Origin of the sequence: Tardiphaga sp. 862_B3_N4_1 (assembly GCF_051811085.1) — a bacterium.
In the GTDB taxonomy this organism is placed as follows: Bacteria; Pseudomonadota; Alphaproteobacteria; order Rhizobiales; family Xanthobacteraceae; genus Tardiphaga; species Tardiphaga robiniae.
In genome coordinates this window covers 3,375,993-3,397,284 of sequence record NZ_JBPWQB010000001.1, presented here as the reverse complement: position 1 = coordinate 3,397,284, position 21,292 = coordinate 3,375,993, and the positions used below count along the sequence as shown (strand labels likewise).

Sequence of the window (21,292 nt, the reverse complement as noted above, 5' to 3'; positions counted from 1 at the left end):
ACGCTTTCCTCAATAAAAACCAGAACGAGGAAACGACAATGACCCGAATGGGCATCTTGGCTGCCATTGCTGTTGCTTGCCTGAACGGTTCGGCGCTTGCCGAACCCATCACCAAACCTCTCACCATCGCGGTGCTGAACGACAAGAGTTCGGTGTTCTCCGATGCCGGCGGCACCGGCAGTGTGGTTGCGGCGCAGCTCGCTATCGACGATGTCGGCGGCAAGGTGCGTGGCCTGCCGGTGAAGCTGCTCGGCCCGGATCATCAGAACAAGACCGATATCGGCGTATCGCTGGCGCGCGATCTCTACGATCAGCAGGGCGTCGATGCGATCTTCGATATCGGCAATTCCGCGATCTCGCTGGCGGTGCAGAACATGGCGCGGGAGCGCGGCAAGGTGCTGGTGCATGTGGGTTCGGCCACGGCCGACGTGTTCGGCAAGCAATGCGCGCCGACCGCTGCGATGTGGCTCTACGACACCTATTCGCTGGCGCAGGGCATCGCCAAGGCCGTGGTCAAGCAGGGCGGCGACACCTGGTATTTCATCACGGCGGATTACGCGTTCGGCATCGCCATGCAGGCGGAAGTCTCGAAAGTGGTCGAAGCTGCCGGCGGCAAGGTCCTCGGCGCGGTGAAGCATCCGGTCGGTACGATGGATTTCTCGTCCTTCCTGCTGCAGGCGCAATCCTCCGGCGCCAAGGTGATCGCGCTCGCCAATGCCTCTGGCGACACCGTCACCAATATCAAGCAGGCGCGCGAATTCCAGATCGGCGAGGGCAAGCAGAAGCTCGCCGTGCTGATCTTCTATCTCACCTCGGTGAAAGCGCTCGGCTCCGAAGCCACGCAAGGCGTGCAATATCTCGAGGGCTATTACTGGGACAATGACGACAAGAGCCGCGAATTCGGCAAGCGCTTCATGGCCAAGCACGGCAAGATGCCGACCCACGCGCAAGCCGGCGTCTATAGCGCCGTGAAGCACTATCTGCGCGCTGCGGAAGCCGCGAACAACAATGACGGCCTCACGGTAATGCGTCAGATGAAGGCGATGCCGGTGGATGATTTCTTCGCGCCGGGCGCCCGCGTGCGCGAGGACGGCCGGCTGATGAACGACATGCTGCTGGCAGAAGTGAAGAAGCCGTCGGAGGTCAAGGGCGAGTGGGACCTGCTCACCATCAAGGGCAAGGTGAAGGCCGAAGACATCATGCGGCCGATCGCGGATGGCGGCTGCATGCTGCTGGATCCGCCGGTGAAGCAGTAATAACACACTCTCACCCCGCACCGTCATGCCCGGGCTCGTCCCGGGCATCCACGCCTTCTTCGCTCAGACCAAGACGTGGATGGCCGGAACAAGTCCGGCCATGACGATCGAGAGAGTGGAGGTCCTTACGGCTTCTTCGGATGAATGAACGCCCACGGACTGACTTCCGAGTCGCGTGGCACGTCGATCGCGATCAGATACGGCCCACCGTCTGCCAGTGCCTTTTCCAGCGCCGGCTTGAACTCCGCAGGTGATGTCACCCTGATAGCGCCGACGCCGAAGGATTCCGCGAGCTTGACGAAATCCGGATTGACCAGATCCGCCGCCACCACGCGGCCGTCGAACACCTGCAACTGGTCGCGGCGCACATTGCCATAGGCATTGTTGTTGAACACCAGCGTCACCACGCCGATCTTGAACTGCACAGCCGTCGCTAGTTCCTGCACCGCGAACATGAAGCCGCCATCGCCGGTGATCGCAACGACAGGCCGGTCCGGCTGCGCGACCTTGGCGCCGAGCGCGGTGGGAAAGCCCGAACCGAGCGTGCCCTGATAGCCTGAGGTGATGAAGGTGCGCGGCTGGTAGACCGGAAAGCCGAACCATGAGGTGAAGCCGACCTGCGACAGCTCGTCGGTGACGATCGCATTGTCGGGCAGCACGTCGCGCAGGATGTCGAGATAGGCCATCTGCGGCTGGATCGCCTGGATGTCTTTCTGCGCTTTCGCCGACGCTGCGCGGATCGTCTCGCGGCGGCCCGATGTCTTCGTGTATCCGACCTTGCTTACGGCGGCGACCAGCGCGCGCGTTCCTTCTGTCGCATCGGCAACGATCGGCGCATCGACCGTGAGCCGTCTGAATTCGATGGGATCGATATCGATACGAATAGACTTCAGCCCCTCCGGCCGGAACGGCCAGCGGAACGTGGTCGGCAACTCCATCCGCGAGCCGATGCCGATCATCAGGTCGGTCTGCGGCCACAGATTATAGGCGGCGGCCATGGTGAGGCCGAGCTCATGCGCATTGCTGACAATGCCGCGGCCGGAGCGGAATGCGACCACGGGCGCGTCGATCATCTCCGCGAGTGCGAGGATATCGTCGCCTGCGTCCATCGCGCCCGCGCCGACGAAGATCATCGGCGATTTGCTCCCCTTGATCAGCGCGGCGGCGGCCTTGATGCGATCAGGATCGGGCGAGGGAGCGGCGAACGGTTCAAGCGTCGTCGCTGCAGCGGTTTCCGCGCGCTGCGTGAACACATCCCATGGCATTTCCAGCGCCACCGGGCCGCGGCGGCCGGACATCATTTCCTGAAATCCGCGCGCCACTTTTGTCGGTGCGTCCGCTGGATAGTCGATGCGCTCGGCCCATTTCACGAAACTGCGGAGTGTCGCAAGCTGGTCCGGCATCTCATGTAGATGACCGCGGCCCTTGCCAAGGTAATCACTCGGCACCTGACCGGTGAGGCACATCACCGGCTCGTTGCAGCCGAAGGCGGTCAGCATCGCCGCGCTGGCATTGAGAATGCCGGGGCCGGGCACCACACTGAACACGCCGGGCTTGCCGGAGGCGCGGGCATAGCCGAACGCCATATAGCCGCAGGCCTGTTCGTGGCGCGCGCCGATGACGTTCAGCTTCGCCTGATGAAAGGCGTCGAACAGGCCATAGACCTGCGCGCCCGGCAGGCCAAAGATCGTGTCGACGCCATGTGCCTTGAGCCCGCTGACGATGGCTTCGCCACCGGTGAGAACAGTCATGCGTATTCCAATCCGTTAGTGTTCGTCGACGACGCCATTGCGCAGCGTGCCGATGCCGTCCGCCTTGATCTCGATCACATCGCCGGGGGTAAGATAGCGTGGCGGATCGAAGCGTGCGCCGGCGCCGGTCGGCGTGCCGGTCACGATCACGTCGCCGGGCACGAGGGTCGTGAAGGTCGAGATATAGCTCAGGAGATAGCGGAAGCCGAACATCAGCCGCGAGGTGCGATCGTCCTGCCGCAGCTCGCCGTTGACATGCGTGGTGAGGCGGATGTCAGCGATCTGGCTTTCGTCGGTATAGGGCACGATCCATGGCCCGAGACTGCCGGTGGAGTCGAAATTCTTGCCTTGCGTGACGTTGAACTTGGCGTGCCGCACCCAGTCGCGGATGGTGCCTTCGTTGCAGAGCGTCAGCGCAGCGATGTGGTCCAGCGCATCGCCCTCGGCGATGTGTCGCCCGGCCTTGCCGATCACCAGCACCACTTCGCCTTCATAGTCGAGCTGCCTGGATACGCGCGGCCGCACCAGCGGCGCCTCATGCCCGACGAAGGAGCGCGGCGTGCGCATGAACATCGAAGGATATTTCGGCGCGTCCTGACCGTCCTTGTATTCGGCGTTGCGGTCCGGATAGTTGACGCCGATGCAGATGATCTTTTCCGGGGCGGGGATCGGCGGCTGCCAGGTGATGGCGTCCAGTGCGAAATCCGCAGGCTGGTTGGCAGCGGCATCTGCGAGCCGGTGCAAGGCCCCATGGGCGATGGCCTCGCGCAGCGTCGGATAATCCCCGCCGTAGCGCGCGGACAGATCGACGAGACCATCGTCGGTGACGGCGCCGTATTTCAGGGCTCCGTTGACGGTGAAGGTGGCGAGGCGGGGATGGGTCATCGCGCGTGTTCCTCACACTCTGTTGTCATCAATCCGCAATCGTCACATCCGCCACGAAAGCCGGCTCGCGCACTGCCTGCCCATTGAATGGCGAGCCCTGTTCGAACCATGACCTTGGCGCAGGGGCGCCCCACAGGGTCTGGCGGCGCGGGTCCTTCAGCGACCAGCGCAGCGGTTCGTGGTCGGTGTCCATGGTCTGGTAGTCTGACGTGTAGAGTTCGAGGCGATGGCCGTCGGGATCGCGCACATAGAGGAAGAACGCATTGGAGATGCCGTGACGGCCGGGGCCACGCTCCAGGTTCTTCAGATAGCCCGATGACGCCATCACGTCGCAGAGATGCAGGATGTTCATCGCGGTCGGCACCCAATAGGCGAAGTGGTGCAGCCGCGGCCCCTTGCCATTGGTGATGGCGAAGTCATGGACATTGCCCTTGCGATGCATCCAGGCAGCGGCGATGCGGCCATTGTCGCCGTCCTCCTCGCCATATTCGGTCAGCCGGAAGCCGAGCCGCGCATAGAAGTCGACGGTGTCCTGCACCTCGGCGGCGAAGACGTTGAAGTGATCGAGCCGCTGTGGATGGCAACCCTTGTAAAGATCGAAGCGGCGCAGCAGATGCGGGCGCTTCTCCATGGTCGCATAGAGTTCGATCTGGAAGCCGAACGGATCGGTGACATGCATCGTGCGGCCCTGAAACGGGCGCTCGACGAAGGAATAGGTGACGCCGTTGGCGGCGAACCAGGCGGCGGCCTTGTCGAGATCGTTCTCGCTGGCGACGCGGAAGCCGAGCCGATGACAGGCGGCCGTAGCCGCCTTGCGCAGCACCAGCGAGTGATGCTGGTGCTCCTCGACGGCGCGCAGATAGACGGTGTCGCTGTCGGCATCCTCGACATGCAGGCCGACCGCATTCTCATAGAAGGCGCGGCTGGCCTTGAGATCAGTGACGTCCAGCACGACGTGGCTGGAGCGCAGGATATTGAAGGGCGGATCGAACACGTGGGTCGGCACGGGCATGGCGTTTCCTGTGTTTTTATCTCGTCATTCCGGGGCGCGTGCGCACTAGCGCACGTGAACCCGGAATCCCGATATGTTCATCACTTCTCGATGCCGTGCGGTTCAGAGGTGATGAACCGCACGAGATTCCGGGGTCACGTGCGTAAGGGCGCACGCGCCCCGGAATGACAGTCTAGATACCGAGGCGCTGTATCTTATGCGTCCCGCGCGCGAGCGAGACATGTTTTGTCTCCATATAGAACTCGAACGAATAGTCGCCGCCGTCGCGGCCGATGCCGGAGGCTTTCATGCCGCCGAATGGCGTCGGCAGGTGGCGGACATTTTCCGAATTGAGCCAGATCATGCCGGCCTCCAGCGCGTCGGCCACGCGCAGCGCGCGGCCCACATCATTGGTCCAGACATAGCCGGTGAGGCCGTATTGCACGGCATTGGCGATTTCGATGGCTTCGGCTTCGTTGCCGAACGGGATCACCGTGAGGAACGGGCCGAACACTTCCTCTTGTGCCACGCGCATGTCCTTGTGCGCGCCAGTCACCAGCGTCGGCTGCACGTAATGTCCGCCGCCGGGGCCGTCATAAGGCTTGCCGCCGACGGCGATGGTCGCGCCGTCCTGCCGTGCGATGTCGAAATAGCTGCAGACCTTGGCGTGATGCCGCTCATGGATCAGCGGGCCGACTTCGGTTCTGGGATCGAGCGGATGCCCGACCTTCAGTGCCTGCACGCGGGCCGTGAGCTTCTCGATGAATGTATCGGCAATGCTCGCCTGCACCAGCAACCGGCTGGACGAGGTACAGCGCTCGCCATTCAGCGAGTAGATCATGAACACCACGGCATCGAGCGCGCGGTCCAGATCCGCATCGTCGAACACGATCACCGGATTCTTGCCGCCGAGTTCGAAATGCACGCGCTTCAGCGTCGGCGCACCCTGCGCCATGATCGCGGAGCCGGTGGCGCTTTCGCCGACAAAGGCGATGGCCTTGATGGCGGGATGCTCGGTCAACGCCTTGCCGGATTCTTCGCCGAAGCCGTGCACGGTGTTGAGCACACCGTCGGGCAGGCCGGCCTGTTTGGCGAGCTTCGCCAGCAGGTCAGCCGTGACCGGCGACCATTCGGCCGGCTTGTGCACCACCGTGCAGCCGGCGGCCAGCGCCGGTGCGATCTTCCAGGTGGACAGCATGAACGGCGTGTTCCACGGCGTGATGACGCCAACCGGGCCGATCGGCACGCGGGTCGAGACATTCCAGTGCTCATCGGCCGGCATGTTCAGGCCGTCGCGCGCCTCCAGGCATTTGTCGGCATAGAAGCGGAAATTCTCGGCGCCGCGGATCGCGGCCTTGGCCATGAAGCGATGCGCCTGGCCGGTGTCGATACATTCCAGCACCGCGATATCGTCGGCATTGTCCTCGATGGCATCCGCAACCCGATGCAGCAGCTTCTTGCGCGTGGTCGGCGCCATGTCGCGCCATTCCTTGAAGGCGCGCTGTGCGGCCTTGGCGGCCTTGTCGATATCTTCTTTCGTGCCCCGCGCGACCTGCGCAAGCACGCTTCCATCGATCGGCGACGTCGTCTCGAACACCTCACCCGACGAGGACGGCACGATCTGGCCGTCGATGATATTGCCGATGCCGTCGGCCGTGAGCTTTTTCAGCAGCGGCGCGGCACGTTCCTGATTGGCAGCAAAGACGGCGGCGGGATCGGCAGGGGTCTTAGCCATTGTTGGCCTCGGCTTTCAGCAGGTCGTGAATGGGATTGCGCTTCCAGCTCGTCGCGCTGTCATTGATCTGCATGTCGAAGGACAATGCGAATCTGCCGGACGCAAAGACGTTGTCGAGATGGGTCGAGACCACATCGAAGATATGCGCACCAGCCGTCTGGCGAGCCTCGACCGACCGGCCTTCGCCGATCCGCAGCAGGATATCGAGAAAGCTGAGGCCGGCGCGGCCGTCGGCGATGGCGTAATGCTCGCAGCGGATCGCGCGCACACGAATGCCGCCGAGCGGGAAGATGCCGGTCTGCACCGCAGCGTTGCGGATGACCTCGCAGAGCGCGCTGATATCGATCGCGCCGTCGAGATTGGCCGAATATTCGATGGTGAAATGCGGCATGGTGCGTGATCCCTGTTCAGCCGAAGTAGCAGCTCACGGTGCCCCACGGGCCATAGTCCGCCTGGATCGTGTCGCCTTTGCGGGTCTCGATGGGGCGAATGAACGAGCCGGCGAGAACGACCTGACCGGGTTCCAGCGCTAGCCCATGCGGCGCGATCTTGTTGGTCAGCCAGGCGACGCTGGTGGCGGGATGATTCAGCACACCGGCGGCGAGGCCCGTTTCCTCGAGCTGACCGTTGCGATGGCACATGGCGCCGACCCAGCGCAGATCGGTGTCCAGCGGACGCATCGGCCGCCCGCCGAGCACGATGCCGGCATTGGCGGCGTTGTCGGCGATGGTGTCGAAAATCTTTCGCGTGGCTTTCGTCGCCGCATCGACGCGCTCGACGCGCGTGTCGAGGATCTCCAGCGCCGGGACCACGAAGTCGGTGGCATTCAGCACATCGAACATCGTGCAATCCGGGCCCGCGAGCCGTGTCTTCATCACGAAAGCCAGTTCGGCCTCGACGCGTGTTGCGATGAAGCGGTCGGTGGGAACGATGCCGCCGTCGGCGAAGAACATGTCGTCGAGCAGCACGCCGGAATCCGGCTCGTCGATATTCAGCGCGCTCTGCATCGCCTTGGAGGTGAGGCCGATCTTGTGGCCGCGCACGATACGGCCTTCGCCGGTCTTGATTGCAATCCAGGCTTTCTGGATCGCGTAGGAATCGTCGATGGTGATGCCGGGATGATCCAGCGACAGTTGCCGGATCTGCGTCCGCGTCTTCTCGGCGTGATGCAGGCGCTGCGCCGCGCTTGATATGTCTGAAGAGGTGAGTGCCATCGCGTCGTCATCCCGCGCAGAAAAGCCGCGCGGAAAACCGATTAACATGTTAAGTTGTTGCGATCAAACCCTGGACGTGACAATTCGATTGTGCGTTGCACACTGCGGTGCGCCAGAATCATCCTATAGAGGCGACCATGACGACAGCATCAAAGCCACGGACCGCCGCCAGGGCCGCCGCGAAAATCCCCATGCGCGACTTCTCGCAGTCGCTGCCGATGTCGCTGCTGCGAACGCGGGAATCGGTGATGCGACATTTTCGACCATCGCTTCGCGCGCATGATCTCACCGAACAGCAATGGCGCATCCTGCGCGCGCTCGCGGCGTCGGGCGAGATCGAGGTGACGGAACTCGCGCGGGTCGCCTTCCTGCTGGGGCCGAGCCTGTCGCGCATCCTGCGTGATCTCGAAGGGCGCAAGCTGATCGAGCGGCGCTTGCTGAAGGCCGATTTGCGCCGCAGCATTGTTTCGATCACGTCAAAGGGATTGAAATTGATCGAGGCCGTCGCGCCCACATCGGAGGCAATCTATGCCGAGATGACGAAGCGCTTCGGCGCGCGCAAATTGTCGGACCTGCAGGCCCTGTTGCATGAGCTGGAAGCTGCGCTGCTGGCCATGCCTGCTGCCGATGGGGCGGAAGACGATGACGCTGGTGAATAGCTGATCTGCATATTTTTGCGGCAAGGCCGCAGCACGTCACGCGAGCGTTAATTCGTCGTACGAATTTCGCTGGGCTGTAGACAGGAGGAGAATTTTTCGCTCAACTCCCGCCATCAAAAGAAGGCTGGCGCTCAAGTCCGGCCTCTTAGGGAGAGAACGATGACGCTCACGAGACGTGGATTCACGGCAGGATTGGCCGCTGGTCTGACCGCCCCCTACATCATTGGCAGCGCGCGCGCCCAGGGCGGCGGAACGATCAAGATCGGCATGTGCGCGCCGATTACGGGGCCGGCCGCCGAAGCGGGCAAATATGCCACCGGCGGCGCCAAGCTCGCAGTCGAGGCCATCAACAAGGCAGGCGGCATCCTCGGCAAACAAATTGAACTCATCATCGAGGACGACCAGACCACCAATCCCGGCATCGTGCTGGCCTTCTCCAAGCTTGCTGCCAATCCCGAAATCGTCGGTTTCCTCGGCTCGATCCGTTCGACTCAAGTGCATGCGATGGCGCCTGACGTGCTCAAGCTCGGCAAGCCGGTGATGTTCGGCGGCACCGATCCCAACCTCACCAAGCTCGGCAATCCCTGGCTGTTCCGCTTCCGCCCGAATGACAGCTATTCCGGCCGCGTCATCGCCGAATATGGCGTCAAGAATCTCGACAAGAAGAAGTGGGCCGTGCTGCATTCGACCGATGCCTTCGGCACGGCAGGCGGCAAGGCACTGACCGAAGCGCTCGGGCCGCTGGGTGCCACCGTCGCGCTTGATCAGGGCTATGCCAATCAGAGCCAGGACTTCACGCCTGTCGTATTGGCGATCAAGCAGTCGGGCGCCGACATTCTCGGCTCATACTTCACCTTCGAAAACGATCTCGGCATTTTTGCCCGTCAGCTGCGCCAGCTCGGTGTCAACATTCCGTGGGTCGGCTCGCCCTCGATCGTCAACGTCACCGCATTGAAGCTCGCCGGTCCCGCGCTCTACGGCACCTATGGCGTCGCCGATTACGCGGAAGATTCCTCCGAGGCGTCGAAGGCCTTCGGCAAGGCCTATCGCGATGCCTACAAGGTTGCACCGGATAACCAGAGCTCCTGGCCATATGATGCGATCAACGTGCTGGCAACGGCGATCAAGAATGCCGGCTCGACCGATCCTCAGAAGATCCGCGAGGCGATCCTCACGGTCAAGAAATATCCGGGAGCCGAAGGCGAATACAACTTCGACAAGAACGGCGACGGCCTGCACGGCTACAACATCGTGAAGAACGAGAAGGGCAACATCGTCTTCGACAAACACATCGAATTCGATAACTGACGGTGATGGCCGTCTTCCGACGGCCTAAATCGTCATCCCGGGGCACGCGCGTCTTCCGCGCGTGAACCCGCCACACAATTGTCATTCCGGGGCGCGAGCGCCGTCAGGCGATCGCGAACCCGGAATCCCGAAATGTTCAGCGCCTGTTGCCGCGCTCACCATGTCGAGATTCCGGGTCTGCGCCCAAGCGGGCGCATCCCGGAATGACGAGTTCTTGGCAAAATCACCTCCCACCGAGCACGCCTGATGGATCTGGTACTGCAGTTACTGTTTACGGGAATCGGCATCGGCGCCGTCTATGCGCTGGTGGCGCTGGGCTTCGTGCTGATCTTCCGCGCCACCAATGTCGTCAATTTCGCGCAGGGTGAGTTCTCGATGGTTGCCGCCTATCTCATGGTGGTCTGCGCCGTCGATCTGGAACTGCCTTACTGGCTGTCCTTCATCATTGCGCTCGCCGGCATGGCGGTCATCGGCGTCATCTTCAATCTCGGCGTCTATTATCCGCTGCGCCACCGCACCTATCTGCCTGTGATCATCGCCACCATCGGCGCCTCGATCCTGATGGCCAATGGCGTGCTGGCGCTGTATGGCCCGCAGCCACAGGTGCTGCCGGGCTGGTTCGATACGCCCGGCATCCAGCTCGGTCCGGTCTATCTCGACAGCCAGTATCTCCTGATCATCGTGGTCACCATCGCGCTGGTGATCTTCAATTACTGGTTCTTCGAACACACGATGATAGGCAAGAAGCTGCAGGCGACCTCGCAGGACAAGGAGATGGCGTCGCTGCTCGGCATTTCCGTCTCCACCATGATCATGGTCACCTTCATCTATTCGGCCGTACTCGGCGGTCTCGCCGGGCTTCTGGTTGCGCCCATCCTGTTCGTCTCGATCCAGATGGGCTCCACCATCGCGCTGAAGGCGTTTGCTGCTACCATCATCGGCGGCTTCGGCGATGTCACCGGCGCCATCATCGGCGGCCTTGCGCTCGGGATCATCGAGACATTCGGCGCCGCCTATATCTCCGTACCCTACAAGGACGGCTTCGCCTTCCTCGTGCTGGTGCTGTTCCTGGTGTTCCGTCCGCAGGGCATCTTCGGCGAACGTGTCGCGGAGAAAGCATGAGCACCTCCAGCGACAATATCCCGGCAGTGGTCATCACGCGTCCGAAGCCGCTGCTGCTGCGTCACGCGCCGTATTTCATCGGCGCGGCTATCGTGGTCTTCCTCGCCGCGTCGATGCAGTTCGACGGCTACATCCTCAACATCCTGATGCAGGCCACCACTTTCGCCATCGCCGTGTTCGGCCTGTCGGTGGTGCTCGGCCTGTGCGGGCAGATCAATCTGGCGCAGGCAGCGTTCTTCGGCTTCGGCGCCTATGCGGTCGGCATAGGCACCACGGACTATCAGCTCAGCTACTGGCTGTGTCTGGTGGCGGGCTGCGTGATGGCGCTGGTCGCTGGCGCGGTGCTCGGCCTGTCGACGCTACGGCTCGGCGGCCATTACCTCGCGATGGTGACGATCTCGTTTCAGCAGATTGTCACGCTGGTGATGATCAATGCGATCTGGCTCACCAAGGGGCCGGACGGCGTGTCGAAGATCGGGCGTCCGTCGCTGTTCCTGTCGTCGCAGTCCTATCTCGCTTTCTGCGTCGCGATGCTCGCTTTGGTCGGTTACATCGTCTGGCATCTGCCGGAGACGCGGCTTGGCCGCGCCATGCGCGCGGTGCGCGACAATGAACTCGCCGCCGGCGTCAACGGCATCGATGTGTTCCGCACCAAGGTCTATGCCTTCGCCATATCGGCCGTGCTCGGCGGGCTCGGCGGCGGTCTGTTCGCCGGCGGCTTCGCCTATATCTCGCCGGATCAGTTCTCCTTCGCCGAATCCATCGTGTTCCTGACCATGTCGCTACTCGGCGGCGTGGCGTCGCCGATCGGCTCGGCCATCGGCACGGGTCTCTTGATCCTCATTCCGGAATGGCTGCGCTTCCTCAAGAGCGTGCCGGGCCTCTATCTGGCGATCTACGGCTTGTCGGTGATCCTGATCATCCGCTTCATGCCCGACGGCATCTGGGGCTTCGTCACCGCGGCCTATGATCGCATGCGAAGCAGCAAGAAGGTGGCTGTGACCAGCGCGCCGCTGCAGCTCAGGCCGGCGGCGACCGGCGGTGACATGGTGCTCGAAGTCACCGGCCTGTCGAAACACTTCGGCGGTTTGAAAGCCGTCGATCAGGTCGACATATCCGTGCGCCGCGGCGGCGTGCATGCGCTGATCGGCCCCAACGGCTCCGGCAAGACCACGACGCTCAATGTGCTGTCGGGTCTCTACAATGCGACCTCGGGCAAGGTGGTGCTGGACGGCACCGACGTCACCACGATGCCGCCGCATCTGCGCGCAGCGGCGGGGCTCGGCCGCACCTTCCAGAACATCCGCCTGTTCCGCTCGATGACCGCGCTGGAAAACGTCATCATCGGCGCCGAGCGGCCGGGCAATACGCTCACCGGCAAGGGCGATGAAGCCGCGTTGACCGAGCGGGCGCTGGCGGCACTCACTTTCGTTGGCCTCGGCCCGCGCGCCATGGAGTTGATCTCCAGCTTCTCCTACGGCCATCAGCGCCTCATCGAGATCGCGCGCGCACTGGCGGCGAACCCGACGCTGCTGTTGCTCGACGAGCCCGCCGCCGGTCTGAACTCGACCGAGAAGCTCGAACTGCATGAACTGCTCAAGCGCATCGCCGCGCAGGGGCTGACCATCCTGATCATCGATCACGACATGACGCTGGTGTCGGAAGCAGCGCAGCACATCACCGTGCTGAATTTCGGACGGCGCATTGCCGATGGCGAGTCGATGGCGGTGCTCCGCCATCCCGACGTCGTCTCGGCCTATCTCGGAACAGACTGATGCCGCTGCTTGAAATCAACGATCTCAATGTCCGTTACGGCGAAATCGTCGCGCTCCGCGGTGTGTCGTTCAATGTCGAGGAAGGGCAGGTGGTGACGCTGCTCGGTGCCAACGGCGCCGGCAAGTCGACCACGCTGCGTGCGATCTCCGGTCTCGCCAAGCCGGCCTCGGGCGACATCCTGTTCGACGGCAAGTCGATCGCAGGTTTGGGCCCGGAAGCCATCGTGCGGATGGGCATCTCCCATGTGCCGGAGGGCAGGCGGGTATTTCCCGGCCTGACGGTGAAAGAGAACATCATGCTTGGCGGCTCCAATCGCAAAGCGAGCAAGGCCGAATTGTCTGGTGAAGCCGACGCGATGTTCGACCTGTTTCCCGACATACGGAAATTCTCTGGTGCGCTCGGCTGGACGCTGTCCGGTGGTCAGTTGCAGATGGTGGCGGTCGCCCGCGGCCTGATGGCCAAGCCGCGGTTGCTACTGCTGGACGAGCCCTCCCTCGGCCTCGCGCCGGTCATCGTGCAGGCGGTGTTCCGCATCATCACGGAAATTCGGCTGTCCACCACGGTCTTGCTTGTGGAGCAAAATGCGCGCATGGGACTATCCGTCGCCGATCAGGGTTACGTGCTGGAAACCGGCCGTATCGTGCTTGGCGGCAAGCCGGAGGATCTCTGGGCCAACGAGGCCATCGCGGCCGCCTATCTCGGCGGTCATGGTAAACCTGCAGCAGGTCTTGCGGCCCATTGAGGGCTTGCACTGACGGCCTCGCTGCCCATCAACAAGGACGAATGTCCCGCCATGGTTACAGTTCAAGTCAACAAGCTCATCGATTTCGTTGCCGACGTGTTCGCCCATGCCGACTCTTCTCCGGAAGAAGCCCGGCGCATCGCGACCTATCTCACCACCGCGAACCTCACCGGCCATGACAGCCACGGCGTCATCCGCGTTCCCGTCTATATCCGCTGGCGCAATAACGGGATGATCACCCCGAACCAGACCATCGAAATCCCTGTCGATACGCCGTCGCTCGCCGTCGTCGATGGCCGCTTCGGCTATGGCCAGACGGTCGGCCCGCAGGCGGTGAAGCTCGGCATCGAGAAGTGCAAGGCGGCCGGTCTCTCCGCCATCGCCACCAAGAATTCCGGTCACATCGGTCGCATCGGCGACTGGGCGGAAATGGCCGCAGCCGAAGGCCTGGTCTCGATCCATTTCGTCACGGCCGCTGGCTCCGTGCTGGTCGCACCCTATGGCGGCGTCGAGCGTCGTCTCTCCACCGCGCCTTATTGCGTCGGCATTCCGCGTCCCGGACAGATGCCGGTGGTGCTGGATTTCGCGACCTCGGTTGTCGCCGAAGGCAAGGTGCTGGTCGCCTCGCGTGGTGGCAAGAAGCTGCCGAAGGGCGCGCTGATTGCTCCCGACGGCACGCTGAGCGAAGACCCGGCGCTGCTTTACGGCCCGCATGAGATGCAAGGTCCGCGCGATCACTCCAAGGGCACCGGCGCGATCCGCGCCTTCGGCGATCACAAGGGCTCGGGCCTCGCGCTGATCTGCGAACTGCTCGGCGGAGCGCTCACCGGCAACGGTGCCACCAAGTATGATCGGCCATTCGCCAATGGCATGTTCTCGATCTATATCGATCCGAAGGTGATCGACCCCGCGAACTTCTTCGACGGCGAAGTCGCGCGCTATGTCGACTTCTTCAAGAGCGCCAAGCCGGCCGCCGGCGTCGATGCGGTTCTGATCCCCGGCGACAACGAAGCCAAGACTCGCGCCGAGCGCACCGCGAATGGCGTGCCATTGCCGGATGAGACCTGGGCTGCCATCGTGCAGACCGCCCGCGACGTCGGCGTCAGCGAAGACGCCGTGAAGAAGGCGACGTCGTAGTCATGCGTCACGCAACACTCACCGTCGTCATGCCCGGCCAACGCGAGGCGAGGACTTCGCTTGATGTCCCGGGCATCCACGTCTTTACTATCAATCACTGAAAAGGCGTGGATGGCCGGGACAAGCCCGGCCATGACGTCTCATGAAAAGCGGAGGAATACCGATGGCAAACAAGGTCAAGGAAATCTGGAAGGCGGGCAAGGTCGCCGTCAACGGCTGGCTCGCGATTCCGTCGGGCTTCTCTGCCGAAGTGATGGCGCAGTGCGGTTTCGACAGCGTCACCGTCGATATCCAGCATGGCGTGCAGGACTACATGTCGATGGTCGAGTGTTTCCAGGCGATGGGCGCGCATCCGGTGACGCCGATGGTCCGCGTGCCATGGAACGAGCCCGGCATCATCGGCAAAGTGCTCGACGGCGGCGCCTATGGCGTGATCTGTCCGATGGTCAACACCAAGGAAGAAGCCGAGAATTTCGTGCAGTATTGCAAGTATCCGCCGCGTGGTACCCGTAGCAACGGCCCGATCCGCTCGGGCATGTATGGCGGCGCCGGCGACTACCAGAAGACCGCCAATGCCGACATCATCTGCCTGCCGATGCTGGAAACCAAGACTGCGGTCGACAACATGGAAGCGATCCTCGATGTCGAAGGCATCGACGGCGTCTATGTCGGCCCAAGCGATCTCGGCTTCTCCTATGGCCTCGTGCCGAAGCTCGACCGCGAGGAGCCGGAGATCCTCAAGATCTACGACAAGCTGATCAAGGAATGCGACAAGCGCGGCCTCAACCCGGGCATCCACTGCTCGGGCCCCGTGGGTGCTGCGAAAAACATCGGCATGGGCTTCAAGCTGGTGACACTGCTCAACGACAGCGGCATTCTCGCCACCGGCGCGAAGAGCTGGGTCAACGACACCCGCAAGGGCTCGGGCGGCAAGGCGTAAAGCGGAAGGCGCGCGCCGCCACACTCTCGTCGTTCCGGGCGCGCGCAATGCGCGCGAACCCGGAATGACGGTGTTAGAGATTGACGATCATTGCTCGGACGATCCGGCGTCCGTTTTCGCCTCGCTCTGCCGGCCGTCGATCACGTCGGCGAAGCGCGTGAGTTCGTGCATCAAGAGCTGCTGTCCTTCGAGTCCGAGCGGTGCCAACAACTCCCGCTGCACGTCGAACACCCGCGGAATCGCTTCGTTGATCACGGTTTCGCCCGCCGAAGTAAGCTGGACGCGCAGCGTGCGGCGATCATTCGGCTCCGGCAGCCGCGCCAGGTAGTTCTGCGCTTCCAGCTTGTTGAGCCGGCTGGTCAGGCCGGCGCCTGACAGCAGCAGCGATTGGGCGATCTGCTTCGGCGACAGGCTGTAGGGCGCGCCAGCGCGGCGCAGCGCGGTCAGCACGTCATAGGTGCCGCGCGTCAGTTCGAAGGGCGCGAGCGCCTCGTCGATGAGGGCTGTGCATTGCATCTGAATCCGGCCGATCAGGCCGTAGATGTGCACCGGGCTGGGGTCGATATCCGGCCGCTCCGTCTGCCACTGCGCAAAAATGGCATCGACCTGTTCGCGCATTGCCGCGCGCGCGCGCGTCGGGCGACGCGAGGGTGGTTTCGATCCAGATGTCTCGTCAGTCATGGCGTCACGGCGTCCAGTCGATCACACGTCGTTCGATAAACTCGATGCCGTGAAACAGCGCAATACTTAGCACGGTGAGCAGCGCGATGGCGGCGAAAGCGAGCGGCGTCTGCGACTGCGCGGTGGAGGTCAGGATCAGATAGCCGAGCCCGTCCTGCGCGGCGACGAATTCGCTGATCACCGCGCCGATCACGGCGAAGGTTACCGCCACCTTGCAGCCGGTGAAGAAGTGCGGCAGCGCCACGGGAACGCGCAGCCGGCGGAACACCATATGCGGCGAGGCGCCGAGCGAGCGCATCAGGTCGAGCATGGTCTTCGGCGCAGCCTCGAAGCCGGCGACCATGTTGACGAGGATCGGGAAGAAGCAGACCAGCACCACGACCAGGATCTTCGGCCATTCCGAGAGGCCGAACCACAGGATGATCAGCGGCGCCACGGCGACCTTCGGCACTGACTGCAGGCCGAGCAGGATCGGATAGATGATCCGGCGCGCCAGTGGATTGAGGCTGATCAGGATCGCTAGCGGCAGCGACAGCGCGATCGCCAGCACGAAGCCGAGCACGGTCTCGCGCAATGTCACGATGGTGTTCGAGGCCAGCTCCGGCGCCCACTTCACGGCTGAATGATAGATCTCCAAAGGCGCCGGCAGGATCCAGGTCGGAATCTTCAGGACGTCAGCGACAAACTCCCAGCCGATCAATAGCGCCAGATAGATCAGCGGCGTGGCGGCGCGGTCGATGAAGCGCGAGATCATGTCAGTCACCCGTCCGGTTGAAGATGATGTCGCGGATCTGGTTCTTGATCTCCTGGAAGCGCGGCAGCTTCACCGTGTCGGCATCGCGCGGACGCGGCAGATCGATGGTGATGTCGGCACGGATGGTGCCGGGGCGTTCCGACATGATCAGCACGCGGTCACCGAGCAGGATCGCCTCCTCGATGTCATGGGTGATGAGCAGCGCGGCACGGCCCAGTTCCTGCCAGAGGCGCGAGAGTTCGAGCGACAATTCCTCGCGGGTGAGCGCGTCAAGCGCGCCAAAAGGTTCGTCGAGGAGTAGCAGGCGCGGATCGGAGATCATGGCGCGGCAGAAGGCGGCGCGCTGCTTCATGCCGCCGGACAGTGCCTGCGGGCGCTGATGGGCGAAATCCTTCAGGCCGGTGAGTTCGAGCAGCTTCAGCGCTCGCTCGCGCGCGGCGGCTTTCGGCAGCGCCAGCACGTCGGCGGGAAGCAATACGTTGTCGAGTACGCTGGTCCATGGAAACAGCACGTGCTCCTGAAACACGATGCCCACTTCATGCGACGGGCCGTCGAGCGGCGTGCCATAGCGCTGCATGGTGCCCGTGTCCGGCATTTCCAGCCCGGCAACGAGGCGCAGCAGCGTGGACTTGCCGCAGCCCGATGGGCCGACCACCGAGACGAAACTGCCGGGATCGATGCGCAGATCGACCGGGCCGAGTGCATGGGTCGCCTTGCCGCCTTTGCCGGGATAGGTCTTGGTGACGCCCTTGAGATCGATCGCAGGAACCACCGGCGCGGCAGTCCGCGACGGCGCATCATTGTGTGCGGAAATCGCCGTCATCAGTCGATGAAGCCCGGTGCGAACAGGTCTTCCGGCTTCACGGGATTCTTCAGCGTGAAGTTGGCCGACATCACATCGACGGTGCTGGCGATGCTCTTCGGGTCGATATGGCCGAGCGCTCCCTTCACTTCGGCGAGTTCCTTCACCAGCCTGGTCTCGCCTTCGATCACCGCCGGCTGCAGTTCCTTCTGATACTTCGCCATGATGGTGGCGGCTTCCGCCGGATTGGCGAAGGCGTCTTTCATGCCCTTGATGGTGGCGCGGACGAAGGCCTTCACCTGATCCGGGCTCTTCGCGATCATCTCCTCGGAAGCGATCAGGCCGTTGCCGTAATAATCGAGATTGGAGTCGGCGTAGTTGATGCGGGTGACTTCCTTCGGCGCCACGGCTGCTGCAATCAACGGCTCGCCGACCGAGAACTGGCAGATCGCATCCGCGCGGCCATTGGCGAGCAGCGACGGCAGCGCCGAGCCTTCGGCGACCACCCACTTCACCTTGCTGGCGTCGATGCCGGCCGCCTTGGCGAAAGCCGGGAACAGCAGGCGCACCGAGCTTGATGCGGTGTCAGCGACGGTCTTGCCTTCGAGATCCTTCGGCGAATTGATGCCGCTGCCCTTGATGGCGAAGATCGCCTGCGGCGGCTTCGCATAGACCACCGAGACCAGCTTCACCGGCACGCCGTCATTGCCGCGCGCCAGCACCAGCGAACCGGCATCGGCGAAGCCGAAGGTGGCGACGCCGGCAGCAACCTTCTTGATGGCGTCGGCCGAGCCCTGGCCGCGCACGAAGGTCACATCGAAGCCCTCGGCCTTGTAGTAGCCCTTCTCGCGGGCAACGTAGAAATAAGCGTGGCGGCCGTTGAAGCCGAAATCGGTGATGAAATTGATCTCGGCAGACTGCGCGCTGGAGACGCCGACTGTGGCCAGGGTCGCAAGCAGGGCGGCGGTGAGGCGAGCGCGGAATTTCATGGTCTGACCTTCAGTGACGGGTGAGGAGGAGGCCGGCTTTCGGTGCGCAAGCGGCGCATCCAAATTCGTTCGCAATCGAATAAATGCTAAGGGCGGCGTTGATGAAGATCAACGGCGGCGCTGCCCAAAAACTCACCGTGAATAACGAAAAATCGCGCAAAATCCGCGCATATCGCTCGTTTCTGAGGCGGCTCGTGCCGTTGCTTGACAGCCGCGAGCAGCCCGTTCTAAGCGAAATCATTCGCTATCGAATGATATGCGGCCCGGATGCTGTGGCGCCGCTGGAACGAGGTGAGAGATGGATCGCGGAACACGGATCGCCGTTCTCGGCGCGGGTCTCGCCGGATTGACGGTGGCGGGGCTGCTGCAGCGCGCCGGCTTCCCGGTCGCGGTCTATGAGCAGTCGCCGCGTTTTTCGCGCATCGGCGCTGGCATCATTCTCGGCGCCAACGTTTCCAAAGTACTGCGCCGGCTCGATCTCGAAGACGCCTTTGCCGCCACCGGTATTCGCCCCGATGCGTTTCTCAGCCGCGCATGGGATACGGGCGAACAGCTCTACAGGCTCGATTTCGACGCGGAATGCGAAGCGCGTTTCGGCGGCCCCTTTGTCAATATCCATCGCGCCGATCTGCATCAGTTGCTGCAGCGACCGCTCGCGCCCGGCACCATCCGTTTCGGCCACAAGCTCACCGGCATCGCGGAGCGCGGCGACGCGCTCACCTTGCGCTTCGAGAACGGCACAAGCGCGGAAGCCGATATCGCCATCGGCGCTGACGGCATTCGCTCCATCACCCGCGAACTCATCCTTGGCGCGGAAGAGCCGCGCTTCATCGGGCGTTCTGCACCGCGCGCGGTGTTTCCGGCGAGCCGGATCACGGGTGACCCCATCGACGACTGTACCAAGTGGTGGGCGCCCGACCGGCATACGCTCGCTTACTACATGACGCCCGACCGCCAGGAAGTCTATGTGATGGCCGCGCTGCCGATGGCGCGCTGGGATGGCGACGGTTCACCGGTGAAGGGCGACCGCGACGAATTCATCGCCGCTTTCGACGATGCGCATCCCGATCTGAAACGCGCAGTGGAGGCAGCCGAAGACGTCACCGTGTGGCCGATCTTCGACCGGCCCCGCAACGACACCTGGCACAAGGGCCGCGTGGTGCTGATGGGCGATGCCTGCCATGCGGTGCGTCCGTTCATGGCGGCCGGCGGCTCGGCGGCCATCGAGGACGCCGCGATCCTCGGCCGCTGCATCGCCGAATTCGGCGATCCCGCTACGGCGTTTGCGCATTACACGATGATCCGCATCCCGCGCGTCGCCGACATCCAGCAGATTTCCATCGCCAATTCGTGGATGCATGGCCCGACCGAGACCGACTGGTTCTTCGGTTATGATGCTTGCACCGTGCCGCTCGACCGAGCCATTCCGGAGGCCCTATGTCCGAATTTGCAGCGATGAAGCCCGGCGACATCCGTCCTGAACCGATGCAGGCGCGCGATCTCGTCGGTTACGGCGCCACGTCACCCGATCCGCGCTGGCCGAATGGCGCGAAGATCGCGGTCAGCATCAGCCTGAATATCGAAGGTGGCGGCGAGTCCACGCTGGTGAACGGCGATGCAGTCTCCGAAGGCATGCTGAATGACATTGGCGTGCCGACGAAAGAGGGCGTTCGCGTTCCGCTGGTGGAGTCCGTGTTCGAATATGGCAGCCGTCGCGGCGCCTGGCGCGTGCTCGATGTCCTCGATCGTTTCAAGGTGCCGGTGAGCATCCTCGGCGTCGCGCGGGCGATGGAGCAGAATCCGGAGCTCGCCAAGGCGTGTGTCGCGCGCGGTCACGAGATGGTCAGCCACGGCTATCGCTGGATCGACTATTGCCATGTAGATGAAGCGACCGAGCGTGCGCATATCCGCAAGGCGATCGAGATACTCACTGAGCTGACCGGTAGCCGCCCACTCGGCTGGATGACCGGACGTCCCGGTCCGAACACGCGGCGCCTGCTCGCGGAGGAGGGCGGCTTTCTCTATGACCGCGACTCGCTCGCCGATGAGCTGCCCTACTGGGTGAAGACCGAGCACGGCCCGTTTCTCGTCGTGCCGTATTCCTATGAAGCCAACGACAATCGCTTCAACGAGAATTCCGGCTTCGCAACCGGCGAGCAGTTCTTCACTTACATGCGCGACGCGTTCGATGTTCTCTACGCGGAAGGCGTCGCCGGCGCGCCGAAACTGCTGTCCATCGGTCTGCATGACCGTTTGATCGGCCGTCCTGGCCGTGTTGGCGGGCTCATCAAGATGCTCGAACACATGCGCGCGTATGATGACGTATGGTTCTGCCGTGGCATCGATGTCGCGCAGCATTGGCGAACGCATTTTCCGCCGAAGCCATGACGCGCCGCTGACGGCCGGGCAATATTCCGGCTGATGGCATGCACGCCCGAGGCGGCGTTGCCGGATGTGTTCTCCGAACGCCTGTGCGTGTCACCCTGCTTTGCCTTCGCGGGCGAAGCCGGTCATACTCGATACACTTATCCGCAGAGATAAGATCAAATC

21 protein-coding genes are annotated in these 21,292 nt (G+C 63.1%); 11 read left to right on the top strand and 10 right to left on the bottom strand.

The window, feature by feature from the left end:
- Positions 1-38: 38 nt before the first annotated feature.
- Positions 39-1,256, top strand: coding sequence for an ABC transporter substrate-binding protein (locus tag AB8B02_RS16185; protein WP_439064434.1), 1,218 nt, complete (start codon positions 39-41; stop codon positions 1,254-1,256).
- A gap of 125 nt (positions 1,257-1,381) precedes the next feature.
- Here the strand turns inward: AB8B02_RS16185 and AB8B02_RS16180 are convergent, their stop codons facing one another.
- From AB8B02_RS16180 to hpaH, 6 genes are all read right to left on the bottom strand, one after another.
- On the bottom strand, positions 1,382-3,007 hold the full coding sequence (locus AB8B02_RS16180) for a thiamine pyrophosphate-dependent enzyme (RefSeq protein ID WP_439064433.1): 1,626 nt from the start codon (positions 3,005-3,007) through the stop codon (positions 1,382-1,384).
- Positions 3,008-3,022: 15 nt separating this feature from the next.
- Positions 3,023-3,892, bottom strand: coding sequence for a fumarylacetoacetate hydrolase family protein (locus AB8B02_RS16175; RefSeq protein WP_175366498.1), 870 nt, complete (start codon positions 3,890-3,892; stop codon positions 3,023-3,025).
- 28 nt (positions 3,893-3,920) lie between these two features.
- Positions 3,921-4,904 carry a 3,4-dihydroxyphenylacetate 2,3-dioxygenase gene (gene hpaD / locus AB8B02_RS16170; RefSeq protein WP_439064432.1) on the bottom strand — a complete coding sequence of 328 codons (984 nt, stop codon included), beginning with the start codon at positions 4,902-4,904 and terminating at the stop codon, positions 3,921-3,923.
- Between the two features lie 172 nt (positions 4,905-5,076).
- Positions 5,077-6,618 carry a 5-carboxymethyl-2-hydroxymuconate semialdehyde dehydrogenase gene (gene hpaE, locus AB8B02_RS16165; protein WP_175366496.1) on the bottom strand — a complete coding sequence of 514 codons (1,542 nt, stop codon included), beginning with the start codon at positions 6,616-6,618 and terminating at the stop codon, positions 5,077-5,079.
- Positions 6,611-7,009 (bottom strand): 5-carboxymethyl-2-hydroxymuconate Delta-isomerase, encoded by a 399-nt coding sequence (locus AB8B02_RS16160; protein WP_175366495.1) that lies wholly within the window; start codon positions 7,007-7,009, stop codon positions 6,611-6,613. The genes hpaE and AB8B02_RS16160 overlap by 8 nt, the downstream gene beginning before the upstream one ends.
- 16 nt (positions 7,010-7,025) lie before the next feature.
- Positions 7,026-7,832 carry a 2-oxo-hept-4-ene-1,7-dioate hydratase gene (hpaH, locus tag AB8B02_RS16155; protein WP_175366494.1) on the bottom strand — a complete coding sequence of 269 codons (807 nt, stop codon included), beginning with the start codon at positions 7,830-7,832 and terminating at the stop codon, positions 7,026-7,028.
- Positions 7,833-7,969: 137 nt separating this feature from the next.
- Between hpaH and hpaR the strand changes: the two genes are divergently transcribed.
- The 7 genes from hpaR to AB8B02_RS16120 all read left to right on the top strand — a co-directional run bounded on the left by hpaR (position 7,970) and on the right by AB8B02_RS16120 (position 15,516).
- On the top strand, positions 7,970-8,491 hold the full coding sequence (gene hpaR / locus AB8B02_RS16150; protein WP_175366493.1) for a homoprotocatechuate degradation operon regulator HpaR: 522 nt from the start codon (positions 7,970-7,972) through the stop codon (positions 8,489-8,491).
- Between the two features lie 159 nt (positions 8,492-8,650).
- On the top strand, positions 8,651-9,799 hold the full coding sequence (locus AB8B02_RS16145) for an ABC transporter substrate-binding protein (protein WP_439064431.1): 1,149 nt from the start codon (positions 8,651-8,653) through the stop codon (positions 9,797-9,799).
- 246 nt (positions 9,800-10,045) lie between these two features.
- The gene (locus AB8B02_RS16140; protein ID WP_089265092.1) at positions 10,046-10,921 is read left to right on the top strand and encodes a branched-chain amino acid ABC transporter permease; all 876 of its coding nucleotides are present in this window, start codon (positions 10,046-10,048) and stop codon (positions 10,919-10,921) included.
- Complete coding sequence (locus tag AB8B02_RS16135; RefSeq protein WP_093756549.1) at positions 10,918-12,696, top strand: branched-chain amino acid ABC transporter ATP-binding protein/permease; 1,779 nt, start codon at positions 10,918-10,920, stop codon at positions 12,694-12,696. The genes AB8B02_RS16140 and AB8B02_RS16135 overlap by 4 nt, the downstream gene beginning before the upstream one ends.
- Positions 12,696-13,439 carry an ABC transporter ATP-binding protein gene (locus tag AB8B02_RS16130; protein ID WP_068735820.1) on the top strand — a complete coding sequence of 248 codons (744 nt, stop codon included), beginning with the start codon at positions 12,696-12,698 and terminating at the stop codon, positions 13,437-13,439. Before AB8B02_RS16135 ends, AB8B02_RS16130 begins: the two co-directional genes overlap by 1 nt.
- Before the next feature lie 51 nt (positions 13,440-13,490).
- Positions 13,491-14,576, top strand: a complete 1,086-nt coding sequence (locus AB8B02_RS16125) for a malate/lactate/ureidoglycolate dehydrogenase (RefSeq protein ID WP_089265089.1) — start codon at positions 13,491-13,493, stop codon at positions 14,574-14,576.
- 163 nt (positions 14,577-14,739) lie between these two features.
- Positions 14,740-15,516, top strand: a complete 777-nt coding sequence (locus tag AB8B02_RS16120; protein ID WP_068735824.1) for an HpcH/HpaI aldolase family protein — start codon at positions 14,740-14,742, stop codon at positions 15,514-15,516.
- An 87-nt stretch (positions 15,517-15,603) separates the two neighbouring features.
- On the opposite strand, the gene AB8B02_RS16115 is transcribed toward AB8B02_RS16120, so the two are convergent.
- From AB8B02_RS16115 to AB8B02_RS16100, 4 genes are all read right to left on the bottom strand, one after another.
- Positions 15,604-16,134 (bottom strand): MarR family winged helix-turn-helix transcriptional regulator, encoded by a 531-nt coding sequence (locus AB8B02_RS16115; RefSeq protein ID WP_439064430.1) that lies wholly within the window; start codon positions 16,132-16,134, stop codon positions 15,604-15,606.
- A 67-nt stretch (positions 16,135-16,201) separates the two neighbouring features.
- Complete coding sequence (locus AB8B02_RS16110) at positions 16,202-16,951, bottom strand: ABC transporter permease (RefSeq protein ID WP_439064429.1); 750 nt, start codon at positions 16,949-16,951, stop codon at positions 16,202-16,204.
- A gap of 1 nt (position 16,952) precedes the next feature.
- On the bottom strand, positions 16,953-17,774 hold the full coding sequence (locus tag AB8B02_RS16105; protein WP_439064428.1) for an ABC transporter ATP-binding protein: 822 nt from the start codon (positions 17,772-17,774) through the stop codon (positions 16,953-16,955).
- Entirely contained in the window at positions 17,774-18,742 is a 969-nt protein-coding gene (locus AB8B02_RS16100; protein WP_439064427.1) for an ABC transporter substrate-binding protein, read from the bottom strand. The genes AB8B02_RS16105 and AB8B02_RS16100 overlap by 1 nt, the downstream gene beginning before the upstream one ends.
- A gap of 101 nt (positions 18,743-18,843) precedes the next feature.
- Between AB8B02_RS16100 and AB8B02_RS16095 the strand changes: the two genes are divergently transcribed.
- The 3 genes from AB8B02_RS16095 to AB8B02_RS16085 are packed head-to-tail and all read left to right on the top strand — an operon-like array spanning position 18,844 to position 21,130.
- Positions 18,844-19,092 carry a hypothetical protein gene (locus tag AB8B02_RS16095; protein ID WP_439064426.1) on the top strand — a complete coding sequence of 83 codons (249 nt, stop codon included), beginning with the start codon at positions 18,844-18,846 and terminating at the stop codon, positions 19,090-19,092.
- On the top strand, positions 19,041-20,201 hold the full coding sequence (locus AB8B02_RS16090) for an FAD-dependent oxidoreductase (RefSeq protein ID WP_439064425.1): 1,161 nt from the start codon (positions 19,041-19,043) through the stop codon (positions 20,199-20,201). The genes AB8B02_RS16095 and AB8B02_RS16090 overlap by 52 nt, the downstream gene beginning before the upstream one ends.
- Positions 20,180-21,130 carry a polysaccharide deacetylase family protein gene (locus tag AB8B02_RS16085; protein ID WP_439064424.1) on the top strand — a complete coding sequence of 317 codons (951 nt, stop codon included), beginning with the start codon at positions 20,180-20,182 and terminating at the stop codon, positions 21,128-21,130. The genes AB8B02_RS16090 and AB8B02_RS16085 overlap by 22 nt, the downstream gene beginning before the upstream one ends.
- Positions 21,131-21,292 lie beyond the last annotated feature (162 nt).